This is a genomic window from Variovorax paradoxus EPS (assembly GCF_000184745.1).
In the GTDB taxonomy this organism is placed as follows: Bacteria; Pseudomonadota; Gammaproteobacteria; order Burkholderiales; family Burkholderiaceae_C; genus Variovorax; species Variovorax paradoxus_C.
On the sequence record NC_014931.1, the window covers coordinates 4887438 to 4901772 of the forward strand.

The 14335-nt window shown below is 67.5% G+C and carries 11 protein-coding genes; all 11 read right to left on the bottom strand.

The features are described 5' to 3' along the window. Positions 1 to 11: 11 nt before the first annotated feature. The 11 genes from VARPA_RS22500 to VARPA_RS22550 all read right to left on the bottom strand — a co-directional run bounded on the left by VARPA_RS22500 (position 12) and on the right by VARPA_RS22550 (position 14327). Positions 12 to 932: an ABC transporter permease gene (locus VARPA_RS22500; protein ID WP_013542885.1), complete on the bottom strand. Its 921-nt coding sequence runs from the start codon at positions 930 to 932 to the stop codon at positions 12 to 14. 1 nt (position 933) lies between these two features. Further along, the gene (locus VARPA_RS22505) at positions 934 to 2076 is read right to left on the bottom strand and encodes an ABC transporter permease (RefSeq protein ID WP_013542886.1); all 1143 of its coding nucleotides are present in this window, start codon (positions 2074 to 2076) and stop codon (positions 934 to 936) included. Beyond that, positions 2069 to 3583, bottom strand: coding sequence for an ABC transporter ATP-binding protein (locus VARPA_RS22510; RefSeq protein ID WP_013542887.1), 1515 nt, complete (start codon positions 3581 to 3583; stop codon positions 2069 to 2071). Before VARPA_RS22510 ends, VARPA_RS22505 begins: the two co-directional genes overlap by 8 nt. A gap of 111 nt (positions 3584 to 3694) precedes the next feature. Further along, a complete protein-coding gene (locus VARPA_RS22515) occupies positions 3695 to 5095 on the bottom strand; it encodes an NCS2 family permease (protein ID WP_013542888.1) in 1401 nt (466 codons plus the stop codon). Positions 5096 to 5170: 75 nt separating this feature from the next. Then, on the bottom strand, positions 5171 to 6160 hold the full coding sequence (locus VARPA_RS22520) for a LysR family transcriptional regulator (RefSeq protein WP_013542889.1): 990 nt from the start codon (positions 6158 to 6160) through the stop codon (positions 5171 to 5173). Positions 6161 to 6263: 103 nt separating this feature from the next. Further along, entirely contained in the window at positions 6264 to 8732 is a 2469-nt protein-coding gene (gene xdhB, locus VARPA_RS22525; RefSeq protein WP_013542890.1) for a xanthine dehydrogenase molybdopterin binding subunit, read from the bottom strand. A 2-nt stretch (positions 8733 to 8734) separates the two neighbouring features. Continuing rightward, the gene (xdhA, locus tag VARPA_RS22530; RefSeq protein WP_013542891.1) at positions 8735 to 10348 is read right to left on the bottom strand and encodes a xanthine dehydrogenase small subunit; all 1614 of its coding nucleotides are present in this window, start codon (positions 10346 to 10348) and stop codon (positions 8735 to 8737) included. Between the two features lie 185 nt (positions 10349 to 10533). Continuing rightward, entirely contained in the window at positions 10534 to 11793 is a 1260-nt protein-coding gene (locus tag VARPA_RS22535; protein ID WP_013542892.1) for a TCR/Tet family MFS transporter, read from the bottom strand. Then, positions 11790 to 12761 carry a rhamnosyltransferase gene (locus VARPA_RS22540; RefSeq protein ID WP_013542893.1) on the bottom strand — a complete coding sequence of 324 codons (972 nt, stop codon included), beginning with the start codon at positions 12759 to 12761 and terminating at the stop codon, positions 11790 to 11792. The genes VARPA_RS22535 and VARPA_RS22540 overlap by 4 nt, the downstream gene beginning before the upstream one ends. Positions 12762 to 12769: 8 nt before the next feature. Beyond that, positions 12770 to 12982 (bottom strand): MbtH family protein, encoded by a 213-nt coding sequence (locus tag VARPA_RS22545; RefSeq protein ID WP_013542894.1) that lies wholly within the window; start codon positions 12980 to 12982, stop codon positions 12770 to 12772. Between the two features lie 25 nt (positions 12983 to 13007). After that, the gene (locus VARPA_RS22550) at positions 13008 to 14327 is read right to left on the bottom strand and encodes a glycosyltransferase (protein ID WP_013542895.1); all 1320 of its coding nucleotides are present in this window, start codon (positions 14325 to 14327) and stop codon (positions 13008 to 13010) included. Positions 14328 to 14335 lie beyond the last annotated feature (8 nt).

Genomic DNA, 14335 nt, shown 5'->3' on the forward strand with positions numbered 1-14335 from the left:
GAAAAACGCGATTATGAGCCGGGGTAGAACGGTTTCCCTATGGAAGCCGGCATGTTGATGCGGATGAACGCGGGGTTGCGCGAGATGAGCGCCAGCACCACGATCGGCGCGATGTACTGCAGCATGCTGAGGAACTGGGGCGGCACGTCGACGCCGCTGCTCTGCAGGTGGAAACCCAGCATCGAGACGCCGCCGAAGAGGTACGCCCCCAGCAGCACGCGGATCGGCCGCCAGGTGGCGAAGGTGGTGAGCGCCAAGGCGATCCAGCCGCGGCCCGCGACCATGCCTTCGACCCACAGCGGCGTGTAGACCGTCGAGAGGTACGCGCCCGCCAGCCCGCAGAGCGCGCCGCCCGCGATCACCGCCATGAAGCGGATGCGCCGCACCGGGTAGCCGAGCGCATGCGCCGACTCGGGCGATTCGCCGACCGAGCGCAGCACGAGGCCCGCGCGCGTGCGGTACAAGAACCAGATGAGCCCGAAGGTCAGCACCACCGCGAAATACACCATCGGGTGATGGCGGAACAGCGCGGGGCCAATGAGCGGAATGTCGGCCAGCACGGGGATCGCATAGGTCGCGCTTTCGGGCAGCTTGGCCTGCACGAAGTTGATGCCGGCGAAGGCCGAGAAGCCGACGCCGAACAAGCTGAGCGCGAGTCCGGTCGCGTACTGGTTGGTGTTGAGCCAGATCACCAGCACGCCGAAGAACGCGGCGAGCAATGCGCCTGCCGCCATGCCCGCGAGGAAACCGAGCCAGGGGTTGTGCGTGGTGACCACCGTCGCGAAGCCGGCGATGGCGGCGCACAGCATGATGCCCTCGGCGCCGAGGTTGACGATGCCGGCTTTCTCGTTGATCAGAAGGCCAAGCGCGGCGATGGCAAGGACGGTGCCGGCGCTCAGCGTGGAGCCTAGAAGGAGTGCGTAGCTGTCCATGTCAGAGGGCTCCTTCGTTCGACCGTGCAACAGGCGCGGTCAGCGGCGTGCTGGCTTGCAGCGAGCTCGTCGCGAGGATGGCTTTCGCCGCGGCCTTCCGGCGGATGCGGTACGCGATGAGCGTGTCGCAAGCCAGCAGCGTGAAGAGCAAGAGGCCCTGGAACACGCCGGTCAGCGACTTGGGCAAGCCGAGGCGCGATTGCGCCAGTTCGCCGCCGATGTAGAACATGCTCATGAGGATGGCCGAGAACACCATGCCCACGGGATGCAGCCGCCCGACGAAGGCCACGATGATGGCCGCGAAGCCGTAGCCGGCCGGCACATACGGCGTGAGCTGGCCGAGCGGCCCGGCGACCTCGAGCGCACCGGCAAGACCCGCCGCGCCGCCCGAGGTGAGCAGCGCGATCCACACCGCGCGCCGTGCCGAAAAGCCGGCATAGCGCGCCGCCGCCGGGGCTAGGCCGCCGACCTGCTGCGCGAAGCCTGCGCGCGTGCGGAACAGGAAGACCCACAGCGCACCGACGCCCACGAGCGCAATGATCAACCCGATGCTCACGCGCGAGCCCTTGAAGAGCCGAGGAATCTGCGTGACCGCCTCGAAGGTCTTGGACTGCGGGAAGTTGTAGCCCTGCGGGTCCTTCCACGGGCCGAAGACCATGTAGCTCAGGAGCAGCGTGGCCACGTAGACCAGCATCAGGCTCACGAGGATTTCGTTGGCGTTGAACTTGTCGCGCAGGAACGCCACGATGCCCGCCCACACCATGCCGCCGAGCGTGCCCGCGACGAGGATGGCGACGACGATCCACGAACCGGTGTTCTTGTCGGCCAGAAGCGCCACGCCGCCCGCGACGATGGCGCCGAACACGAACTGCCCCTCGGCGCCGATGTTCCACACGTTGGAGCGGAAGCACACCGCGAGGCCCAGCGCGATGATCAGCAGCGGCGTCGCCTTGATCATCAGCTCGCCGAGCGCATAGCCGTTCTTGATGGGCTCGTAGAAGAACACCATCAGGCCCTTGACCGGGTCCTTGCCGAGTGCGGCGAACAGAGCCACGCCGATCAGCACCGTGATGAGCAGCGCCAGGATCGGCGAGGCAAAAGTCCAGAAGCGCGAAAGCTCCGGGCGGGGTTCGAGCTTAAGCATGGGCCGCTTCCTTGTTCCAGAGTCCGCTCATCCATTCGCCGATCTGCGGCAGCGTGGCCGCAGCGCGGTCGATGGACGGAGAGAGCCGACCCTTGGCGATGACGTGCAGGCGGTCGCTGATGTCGAACAGCTCGTCGAGCTCTTCGCTCACCACCAGCACCGCGCAGCCGGCATCGCGCAGCGCGAGGATCTCGCCGCGGATCAGCGCGGCCGCGCCTACGTCCACGCCCCAGGTGGGCTGCGAGACGATGAAGAGCTTGGGGTTGGCGTCGATCTCGCGGCCGACGATGAACTTCTGCAGGTTGCCGCCCGAGAGCGAACGCGCCGCCGCATTCGGGCCGCCCGCCTTGACGTTGAAGCGCTCGATGATTCCCTTGGCGTGCTTTTCGAGTGCGGCGGTGCGAATCCATCCACCCTTGCCCACCGCATTGCTGCGCGTGAGCAGCAGGTTGTGCGCGAGCCCCAGCGTCGGCACGGCGCCGCGGCCGAGGCGCTCCTCGGGCACGAAGTGCAGGCCCAGTGCGCGGCGTGCGCGCGGCCTGAGACGGCCGGCGGGCTTGTCGAACACCTGGACCATCGAGGCGTCGGCGCGTACGTCTTCGCCCGAGAGCGTGTAGAGCAGTTCCTTCTGGCCGTTGCCGGAGACACCCGCAATGCCGACCACTTCGCCGGCTCGCACCTCGAACGAGATGCCATCGAGGTCGACGCCGAACTGGTCTTCGCGCGCCAGCGTGAGCCCCTTCACGCGCAGCGCCACGGCGCCCGCATGCACCGGGCGGTGCTGCAAGGGCGGAGGCTCGCTGCCGATCATCAGCCGTGAGAGCGATTCGTTGCTCTCGTTCTGCGGATTGCACACGCCGGTCACCTTGCCGCCGCGCAGCACCGTGCAGGCGGTGCACAGCTCCCGGATCTCATGCAGCTTGTGGCTGATGTAGAGGATGCTGCAGCCCTCGGAGGCCAGCTTGTTGAGCACCGTGAAGAGCTTGACGACCGCCTGCGGCGTGAGCACCGAGGTCGGCTCGTCCAGGATCAGGAGCTTGGGGTTGGTGAGCAGCGCGCGGATGATTTCGACCCGCTGCATCTCGCCCACCGAGAGCGTGTGCACGGGGCGCGAGGGATCGATGTCGAGGCCGTATTCGCTCGCCTTGGCGGTGATGCTGCGGGCCACTTCGGCCAACTGCAGCGATTTGTCGAGGCCCAGCCACACGTTCTCGGCCACGGTGAGCGTGTCGAACAGGCTGAAGTGCTGGAACACCATGCTGATGCCCAGCGCCCTCGCCTGCTGCGGGTTGCGCAGGTTGACGGCCTGGCCGTCGAAGGTGACGGTGCCTTCGTCGGGCTTGACCGAGCCGTAGATGATCTTCATCAGCGTCGATTTGCCCGCGCCGTTCTCGCCGAGAACGGCATGGATTTCGCCGGGGGCAACGGCCAGCGAGATGTCGCTGTTGGCCACCACCGCGGGATACCGCTTGGTGATGTGCGCGAGCTGGAGTCGGGGGGTTGTCATGCCGGGTTTCGTGGGTTTGTCTCGTTCAACAGCAACAAAGCGGGAACAGTTGTCAGTTTATTAGCACTGACGACTGCTCCCGCGACCAGCGGCGCCCGACGGCGCTCGGTTTCAGTGCCCGCCGATGTAGGCGAACTTGAACAGGAAGATCGCCGCGATCACCCACACCATCGCATGCACTTCCCGTGCCCGCCCGGTGCACAGCTTCAGCACCGCGTAGGTGATGAAGCCGAAGGCCAGGCCGTTGGCGATCGAGTAGGTGAAGGGCATGGCCAGCGCGGTCACCGCGGCGGGGATGACCTCGGTGGTGTCCTCCCAGTCGAGCTCGACCAGGTCGCGCAGCATGAGGCAGCCCACGAAGAGCAGCGCCGGGGCGGTGGCGTAGGCCGGCACCGAGCCCGCGAGCGGCGAGATCATGAGGCAGGCCAGGAACATCACCGCCACCACCACGGCCGTGAGGCCGGTGCGGCCGCCGGCTTGAACGCCGGCCGCGCTTTCCACATACGCCGTGGTGCTCGAAGTGCCGAGCAGCGAGCCCGCGAAGATCGCGCCGCTGTCGGCCAGGAGCGCCTTGTTCATGCGCTCCATCTTGCCGGGCACGAGCAAGCCCGCGCGCTTGGCCACGCCCATCAGCGTGCCGGTGGCGTCGAACATCTCGACCAGGAAGAACACCAGCACCACGTTCAGGATGCCGCCCTTGAGCGCACCGAGGATGTCCAGCTGCATGAAGGTGGGCGCGATCGACGGCGGCGCGTCGAACACGCCATGGAACTTGTTGCCGCCGAAGAAGAACGACAGCACGGTCACCAGCATGATCCCGATCAGGATCGCCCCTCGCACCTTCAATCGGTCGAGCGTCACGATGACGAGGAAGCCCAGCGTGGCCAGCACCACCGGCGGCGAGTGCAGGTCGCCCAGCGTGACGAAGGTAGCGGGCGATGCGGCGACGACGCCGGCACTCTTGAGCGCGATGAGCGCCAGGAACATGCCGATGCCCACCGTGATCGCCGTTCGCAGCGACTGCGGTATGCCCGCGATGAACAGCTCCCGCAACCCGGTGACCGTGACGATGAGGAACAGGCACCCCGAGATGAACACCGCGCCCAGCGCGACCTGCCACGTGTAGCCCATGCCCAGCACAACGACGTAGGCGAAGTAGGCGTTCAGGCCCATGCCCGGCGCCATGGCGATCGGGTAGTTGGCGTACAGGCCCATGATCAGCGTGCCCAGCGCCGCGATGAGGCAGGTGGCCACGAAGACTGCCCCCTTGGGCATGCCCGCATCGCCGAGGATCGTCGGGTTCACGAAGATGATGTAGGCCATCGTGAGGAAGGTGGTGAGCCCCGCGATGACTTCGGTGCGCACCGTGGTGTTGTGCGCACTGAGCTTGAACACCCGTTCAAGCAAACCCGAGCCGCTTGCGCTGCCCACAGCCGCACGCGGACGCGCGGACTCGACATGCCCCGGGATGCGGGGCTCGGCGCCCTTGGGCGCCTCTTCAAACGTACTCATTTCGCTTGTCTCCAGCTGTTGTAGTGGCGGTTTCATCGTTCCCCCGCTCACGACGCCGGCGCGAACGGGGGTTTTTCAGGGGTCCGAGGTTTCAGGCGTGGCGGGCGGACGTGCCGCGCCGGATATCGCGGAAACCGGAGGCCGCAGCGACGCCGCCACCTCCTTGATGCATTCGCGCAGCCACCGCGCCGAGCTCGACGAATGGGTGCGTTCGTGCCAGAGCTGGTAGTACATGAGGCGCGGCAGCGCCACGGGGCAATCGATGATCTTCACCGGCAGCCGCGCAGCGAAACGCTCGCAGTACTGGCGGCCGGTGGTGAGCACCAGAAGGCTCGACGCCACCATGTCGGGGATCAGGCTGAAGTGCGCGCAGCGCGCGGTGATGTTGCGCTGCCGGCCCAGCTCGTCGAGCATCTGGTCGATGATGCCGCGCCCGCCCGGGTGCATGGGCGTGGGCGCGATGTGCTCGGCCGCGAGCCAGGTCTCCAGGTCCCAGCCGCGGCGGACCGCCGGATGGTCCTGGTTGACCAGCGACACCACCTCGTCGCCGAAGAGCCGTGCCATGTGCAGGTCTTCCGGAGGCTTGAGCCAATTGCCGATGACCAGGTCGACCTGCCCGAGCGCCAGGTGCCCGTGGTAGTCCGAGTCGGGCGAGAGCGCGTGGATCTCGATCTGGCAGAGCGGCGCCTCGCGCTTCACATGCGCCACCAGCATCGGCAGGAAGAGCGGGTCCATGTAGTCGCTCGCTGCAATCCGGAAGGTGGTGGCCGCCGACTGCGGCTCGAAGCCGCGCGCATCGGAGAACAGCATCTCGGCCGCACGCAGGATGCTGGCCGCGGGCTCGATCATCCGCAGCCCCGCATCGGTGGGCACCATGCCCGAACCCGAGCGCACCAGCAGCGGATCGCCCGACAACTCCCGCAGGCGCTTGAGCGCGGCCGAAACGGCCGGCTGGTACATCCCCAGGCGAATGGCGGCGCGCGAGACGCTGCGGTCGGTCAGCACGGTGTGAAGCACCCGGATCAGGTGTAGATCGATCTTGTCGAAAAGCGCTTGGTCTCTCATGGCTGTTCACACCTTTCTTGTCTGTGCGAACAGTTATACAGCGCAGCATTTGGCGAAACCGGGTGTGGGAGTGAAGCTCGGACCGTGCGAGCACGGCCCGTTTTCATTCGGCCGATGCAGCCGGCCCCGCCTGCACGGCGGTGACGGCACGAAGAATCGACTCGCTCGTGGCCGGCGCCTTCAGCGGCGGATCGACCCTGTGGTCACCGGCCGCCGACACCGCATCGCGGATCGCGAAGAACACCGAGAACGGCAGCAAGAGCGGCGGCTCGCCCACGGCCTTGCTGCGGTGGATCGAGTCCTCGAAATTCTGGCCTTCGAACAGGCGCACGTTGAAGACCGGCGGGCAGTCGTTGGCGGTCGGGATCTTGTAGGTGCTCGGCGCGTGCGTCGTGAGCTTGCCGCTTTGCGGATGCCACACCAGTTCTTCGGTCGTGAGCCAGCCCATGCCCTGGATGAAAGCGCCTTCGACCTGGCCGATGTCCACCGCCGGGTTCAGCGACTTGCCCGCATCGTGCAGGATGTCGGCGCGCAGCAGCTTCCATTCGCCGGTGAGCGTGTCGACCACCACTTCGCTCACCGCCGCGCCATAGGCGTAGTAGTAGAACGGGCGGCCCTGCATCTTGTCCTTGTCCCAGCTGAGGCCCGGGGTGGCGTAGAAGCCATCGGACCAGAGTTGCTTCCGGTCGAGATACGCCTCGCCGACCACGGTGCTGAAGGTCAGCGACTTGCCGTTGACCTCGACCTTGTCGTTCGCGAAACGCACGTCGCTGGCTTTGCCGCCATGGCGCTCCGCCGCGCTGTCGGCGAGACGCTCGCGAATCTGCCGTGCCGCATCCTGCGCAGCCTTGCCGTTCAGGTCAGCGCCGGTCGATGCGGCCGTGGCCGAGGTGTTCGCCACCTTGGTCGTATCGGTGGCGGTGACGCGCACGCGCTCGAAGCTCACGCCCAGCTCGTGCGCCACCACCTGGGCCACCTTGGTGTTCAGGCCCTGCCCCATCTCGGTTCCGCCGTGGTTCACGAGGATCGAGCCGTCGGTGTACACGTGCACCAGCGCGCCGGCCTGGTTGAAGTGCTTCACGTTGAACGAGATGCCGAACTTGAGCGGCGCGAGCGCGAGGCCGCGCTTGAGCACCGTGCTCTTCTTGTTGAAGGCGGCGATCTCTTCGCGACGCGCGCGGTAGTCGCTGCTGGCCTCCAGCTCCGCCACGAGTTCGTGGACGATGTTGTCCGTCACGGTCTGGCGGTAGGGCGTGACGTTGTTCTCCGCCTTGCCGTAGAAGTTGACGCGCCGCACGTCGAGCGGGTCCCGCTTCAACTCGCGCGCCACCGAATCCATGATGTTCTCGATCGCGATGGCGCCCTGCGGGCCGCCGAAGCCGCGGAACGCGGTGTTGCTCTGCGTGTTGGTCTTGCCCGAGAAGCCGTGCATTGCCACGTTGGGCAGCCAGTAGGCGTTGTCGAAGTGGCAAAGCGCGCGCGTCATCACCGGGCCCGACAGGTCGGCCGAGTGGCCGGCGCGCGAGACCATGGTGATCTCCGCGCCGAGGATGCGGCCTTCGTCGTCGTAGCCGACGTCGTACTCGTACCAGAAGCAGTGGCGCCGGCCGGTGATCATGAAGTCGTCGTCGCGGTCCAGCCGCAGCTTCACGGGGCGCTGCAACTGGCGCGCCGCAATGGCCGCCACGCACGCAAAGATCGCCGACTGCGATTCCTTGCCGCCGAAGCCGCCGCCCATGCGCCGGCATTCCACATGCACTTCGTTCGACTGCAGGTGCAGCGCATGCGCCACCAGGTGCTGCATCTCGCTCGGGTGCTGCGTCGAGCAGTGGATGTGCAGCGCGCCGCCTTCCTTCGGAATGGCGTAGCTGATCTGGCCTTCCAGGTAGAACTGCTCCTGCCCGCCCACGTCGAGCGTGGCCTTGTGGCGGTGCGGCGCCTTGGCGATGGCGGCGCGCACAGCGGCCTCGTCGCCTTCGTTGGCGCTGCCGCCGCTGCGCACGATGTGCATCGGCGGCACGACGTACTGGCCGCGCGCATGCGCGTCCTGTGGGGTGATGACGGGCGGCTGGGCCTCGATGGTCAACGCATCTTTGGCCTTGGCGGCGGCGCGGCGCGCGGCCTCGCGCGTCTCGGCGATCACCGCGAACACGGGCTGGCCAAGGTAGCGGATCTCGCCACCGTCTGCCACCGGCAGCAGGATCGGGTCGTCGTGAACGATCGAACCGCAGTCATTGGTGCCGGGAATGTCGTCGGCCGTCAGCACCGCGACCACACCGGGCATCGCGCGGATCGCATCGAGCGACAGCGCCGTCACGCGGCCGTTGGCCGCAGGCGAAAGGCCGAGCGCGCAATGCAGCGTGCCGGTGATTTCGGGAATGTCGTCGATGTAGGTCGCTTCACCGGCCACGTGCAGGTGCGCCGACTCGTGCGGCCGGCTGATACCGACGCGCGCGCCCAGGTCGTGTGCGACCGCTTCGGCCGCGGGGTCGATGCGCGCGGCGGTGTTCTTCAGGTAATCGGCAAAGGCCTCGGCGGGCTGCAGCAAGCGGGCGTCGATGGGTTTGTTCATGGTCAGACTCCTTCCGCCTGCGCTTTGGCGGAGGCATGGGGCATCACGCTCCAGACGCTGGTTTCCTCGAGCGAGAGCGCGTCTTCGGTACGGGTTTCGAGCCAGAGGCGCTGGATGAGGTTCTGCGCCACCTGCAGCCGGTAGTCGGCCGAGGCGCGCATGTCCGACAGGGGCTTGAAGTCCTGCGCCAGCGCGAGCTTGGCGGTGGCGACGCTGGATTGCGTCCAGGGCTTGCCGACGAGCGCGGCTTCGGCGTTCGCCGCGCGCTTCACGGTCGCGGCCATGCCGCCGAAGGCCAGGCGCACGGCCTTCACCGTGTCGCTGCCCGCTTCGAGCTCGATGGCGAAACCCGCGCACAGCGCCGAGATGTCGCAATCGAAGCGCTTGCTGATCTTGTAGGCGCGCACCTGGCGGCGCATGGCGGCCAGCGGAATCGCCAGCCCCTGCACGAACTCGCCGGGCTGCAGCTGGTTCTTCATGTAGTCGATGTAGAAGTCGGGCAGCGGCATGCGGCGCACCACGTCGCCGCGGCGCAGTTCGATCTCGGCATCGAGCGACATCAGCACCGGCGGCGAATCGCCGATGGGCGAGCCGTTGGCCACGTTGCCGCCCATGGTGCCGGCGTGGCGGATCGGTGGCGAGGCGAAGCGCAGCCACACGTCCTGCAGGCTGGGCACGCGCTGCACGAGGGCTTCGAAGGCGGATTCGAGCGAGGCGCCGGCGCCGATGTAGAGCTCATCGCCATCGGTGGTCTGTCGGATCTCGATGGTCTTCATTTCGGCCACGTCGCCCACATAGATGATGTCGCCGAGGTCGCGGAACTGCTTGTTGACCCAGAGGCCGACGTCGGTGGAGCCGGCCAGCAACTGGGCACGCGGCTTCTGTTCGCGCAGCGCGGCAAGCTGGGCGATGGTTCTGGGGGCGTGGAAGTGGTCGATGCGGGCGCCGAGCGGCGCGGCGTAGTTCAGGTCTTGCCCGTCGTTCTGCAGCGCGGTGAGCGCGGCCACCACGGGCTTCGTGTCGAGCCGCACGGCAGGCAGGTCGAACATGCGCTGGCCCGCATCGAGGATCGGGCGATAGCCGGTGCAGCGGCAGAGGTTGCCCGAGAGGTCGTCGGCCAACTGCTGGCGCGTGGGCTGCGTGCCCTCGGCCTGGTGGTGTTCGTAGGTCGACCACAGCGACATCACGAAACCCGGCGTGCAGAAGCCGCACTGGGAGCCGTGGCAGTCGACCATCGCCTGCTGCACCGGGTGCAGCGTGTGGACGGGGTGTTTCTTGTCCTGCAGCGCCGGGGCGGCGCACTGCGCCTTCAGGTCTTCGACCGTGAAGAGCGCCTTGCCGTGCAGCGTGGGCAGAAACTGGATGCAGGCGTTGACCGTCTGCAGTTGCAGGCCGCCGATGGCCCCGGGCGCATTGGCGTCGGTCGCCAGCTCGCCGATCACCACGGTGCAGGCGCCGCAGTCGCCTTCGTTGCAGCCTTCCTTGGTGCCGGTGCAGTGCGCGTCCTCGCGCAGCCAGTCGAGCACCGAGCGGGTCGGATGCACGCCGCTGACGTCGACGATCTTGCCGCGATGGAAAAAACGGACGGGCTGGATATTGTTGGGCTCTGTACTCATGCGCTTCGCTCGTGGGCGGCTCGGTGTTTCCGGCCAAGCCTGGACGTTAGTCGCTTGGGCCGCAACCCACATACCGCGGGAGCCATATTGCGTATGTGGGCGCGGGTATGCGACCTAGGGGGAAACCCTGGAGAAAGCGAGCAATTCCCGGGCCATGGGCGCAGGGGTGCGCCCGAGGCGCCGCTTCAGGTCGGCTCGGGCACGGCTGCTGCCGTCGCCTTCGCCTGTGCGTAGCGCCACGCGATCAGCGTGCCGATGCAGAGGAACAGCGCGGCGATGAAGAACGGCGCGCCCGGCAGGTGGACGGGCGCGTCCGTGGCGATGAAATAGCCGAAGCTGCCGGCGAACATCGTCGGCCCGACGATGCCCGCCACCGACACCAGGCTCGTCAGCGCGCCCTGGATGCGGCCCTGCTCGGCCGCGCCGACCTGGCGGGTGACCAGCGCCTGCGCCGCCGGCCCGGCGAACGCCAGCAAGGTGCCGAACGGCAGCGCGGCCAGAAGCATCCAGCCCGCATCAGCCAAGCCGATGACGATGAAACCGAGCACGCCGAAGCCCATGCCGAACAGCAGCGCACGGCGCTCGCCGAAGCGCTTCACGCCCGGCCCGATCAACAGCGCGTTGACCAGCACGCTGAGCACGCCCACCGCGCCGAGCACCCAGCCCACCGCGTCTTCCTTCCAGTGGTAGCGGTAGTCGGCGAACAGCACGAACACGCTCGGGTAGACGTACTGGGCCAGGTTGACGAGGAAAATCACCGCCGCCAGCCCGAACACCTGTGGATAGCGCTTGAGCAGCAGCAGCGAGCCGAGCGGATTGGCGTGCGACCAGTCGAACTTGCGGGCGCGCCGCTCCGGCGACAGCGACTCGGGCAGCACGAACCATCCGTAGCAGAAGCTCAGAAGCGTCAGGCCGGCCGCGAACCAGAACGGCAGGCGCGGATCGATGTGGCTCAGTTGCCCGCCGAGCACAGGCCCGAACACCAGGCCCATGCCGAAGGCCGCGCCCACGATGCCGTAGCTGCGGGCGCGATCTTCCGGCGGCGTCACATCGGCGATGTAGGCATTGGCGATGGTGAAGCTGGCCGAGAACACGCCGGACACGACCCGGCCGACGAACAGCCACGGCAGGCTGTCGGCCAGGGCCATGAACACGAAATCCACGCCGAGGCCGAGGCACGACAACAGGATCACCGGTCGCCGCCCGAAGCGATCGGACAGCGCGCCCTGGATCGGCGAACTCACGAACTGGATCGCCGCGAACGCGGTGCCGAACACCGCGATCCAGTACGCCGCCGTCGCGGTGCTGCCGCCGGCCAGGCGCTCCACCAGGTGCGGCAGGCCGGGCAGGATCAGGCCGAACGCGAGGAAGTCGATCAGCACCGTCACGAAGATGAAGGCGAGCGCGGCGCGGCGCACGCGCGGTGCTGGAAGGGTGGCGCTCACTCGCTGCGACTCATCAGGTATTTGCCCACGCGGGGATGCGCCTCGATGAGTCCTCCCAGCCGCCCGAACAGGCCATCGAAGCAGCCGAGCACGAGCGCGATGGTCTTCTTCAGGCGATCGCGCTCGAACATCAGCATGGGCAGGATCTGCTTGAGCGTGTAGACGTTGACGAAAAGAATCGCGGGAAAGGCGCGCACATGCGCCCGCGAAAGGTCCAGCGCATTGCGCGCGATGTAGTAGCGCCGCGCGGCCGGATAGTTGATGAAATGGATCTTCCAGCCGAACAGCGACCGGGCCTGGATGTCGCCGATCTGGTGCCGCAGCACGACGTGCGGATTCAGGTACAGCGGCACCTCGCGGCCGAGGGCGCGCATGCAGTAATCGGTGTCCACGTGGTCGATCACGTAGCGCTCGTCGAACCGGCCGACCTTGGCCCAGGCGCCGCGCGAAATCAGCGAGCCCGAAGAGATCATGAAGGCGCAGCGCATCAGCGGCTCGGTGAAGGGCCGCCGAAGGTCGAACTGGTAGACGCGCTTGCCCTCAAGACCGAATTGCGGGATCAGCGCGTCCAGGTTCGTGTCGTGAACGAGCGGGCCGATCAGGAAGGCCGCGTCTTCCCCGCGTTCGCCCTCGCCCGCCCTGCCCCGGGCCACCATCGCGGCCTCGCACATGGCATCGAAGTAGCCGGGCGGCAGCTTCGAATCCTGATCGAGCAGGAAGAAGAGTTCGGCGCCCCGCGCTTCGAGGTCGACGATGCCGCAGTTGAAGGCGCCCGCGATGCCGCCGCGGTTGCCGTTGTGCAGCACCGGGACGCCCGCCTCGATGAGCGCCGGATGCCACCCGTCCACCTGCGGCGTGTTGTCGACCACACAGAGGCGCGGGCATGAGGCGGCCAGCGAATGCAGGTTCGCCACTTGCTCGTCGGTCGGGAAATAGGTGACGACGACGGCACCGAACGGGACGGACATCCTCGGCGTCAGCCTGCCGCCGTGGCCGCCACCAGCGAGCGCGGCCGCATGTCCTGCCAGTTCGCCTCGATGTAGGCGCTGCAGGCGTCGCGGTCGGTCGGCGCCAGCGCGACCTGCCAGCCGGCAGGCACGGCGATGAAGGCGGGCCACAGCGAGTGCTGGCCCTCGTCGTTCACCAGCACCTGGAAGCTGGCGTTCTTGTCGTCCAAGGGATTGCTCATTTCGAATTTCCTTGTCGTATGGGGTTCAAGCCATTTCCGCGGATGCGGAGGTTTGCAGCAGTGCTTCGAGCGCACCGGCGATGCCGGTCAGCGCGCGATGGCACGCGAAGTCCTCGCGCAACACAGCCGCGCGCTGGCGATAGCTGGAGTTGCCCAGCACCTTGCGCACCGCATCCCCGACCTGGCGCGCGGTCGGCTGGCCGGTGGCGAGGTTGATGCCCGCGCCCGACCAGGCGACGCGCGCGGCGATCTCGGGCTTTTCTTCGGAGGTGCCGGCGACCACCAGCGGCACACCCAGGCTCAGCGCATGGTTGACCGAACCGTAGCCGCCGTTGGTGACCATCGCGTGCAGCTTGGGCAGCAGCCGGTCGTAGGGCAGGAACGGCACGACGCGGGCGTTGGCGGGCAGGTTCACCGTCAGCGCGGGTGGCACCGGGCCGCCCGTGGTGGCGATGACGAGGATGTTCTTGTCGCCGGCCAGCGTCTGCAGCGTCGGGCCGATCAGTTGCGACGGATTCTGGTTGGCCAGCGTGCCCTGCGTGACGAGCACGACCGAGCGCCCGTCGTCCAGTTCGTGCCACCACTCGGGCGGCGTGAAATCGCGGCTCGCGGGCGAGAGCAACGGGCCGACGAAATGCACCGACGCGGGCAAATCGCTGCGCGGGTATTCGAACGAAGGCGCCGTCAGCTGCAGGTAGAGGTCGGGCAGCTTCACCATCGCATCGACGAAGAAGTCCGGCAGCGCGGGCAGGCCCGAGCGCGCGAGCAGCGTGTCGAAGTAGCGCTGCACCTCGCCGAACATCGCCTGCTTGAGGTTGGCATTCATCGCCTTGTTGCGCACCCGCCCTTCCGGCGTGGCCGATGGCGGCAGCGCAGTGCCGAAGAAGGCGGTGTCGCAACTGGAGAGCGGCAGCGCCGAGATGCCGATGCCGACGATGGCCGGACGGTCTTCGCGCGCCTTGCCCAGCAGCAGCGGAAAGGTGCCGCAGAACATCGTGTCGACCAGGATGGCGTCGGCCTCGAAATCTTCGAGGATCGAACTGAGGCCCGCGTGCTGCGCGGCCATGGCGTCGGCAAAGAAGTGCTTCAGGCCGAAGCACATCTGCGCATGCGCCGAGGCGATGCGCTGGCGCTCGGGGAAGCGCTTGTCGAGGTCGCGGTAGTCGAAATCGATCGCGCGCTCGAAGGGCGTGAAGCTCGCGCCGGTCGCCTCGGCCTGCGCCCTGAACTGGCTCGCGGTGTGCACCCGCACCTCGTGCCCCTGGTTCACCAGATGCTGGGCGATGGCCAGCATCGGCAGGACGTGTCCCGGCAAGGCGGTTGCGGCGATGAGGTAGCGTGCCATTCCGTTTG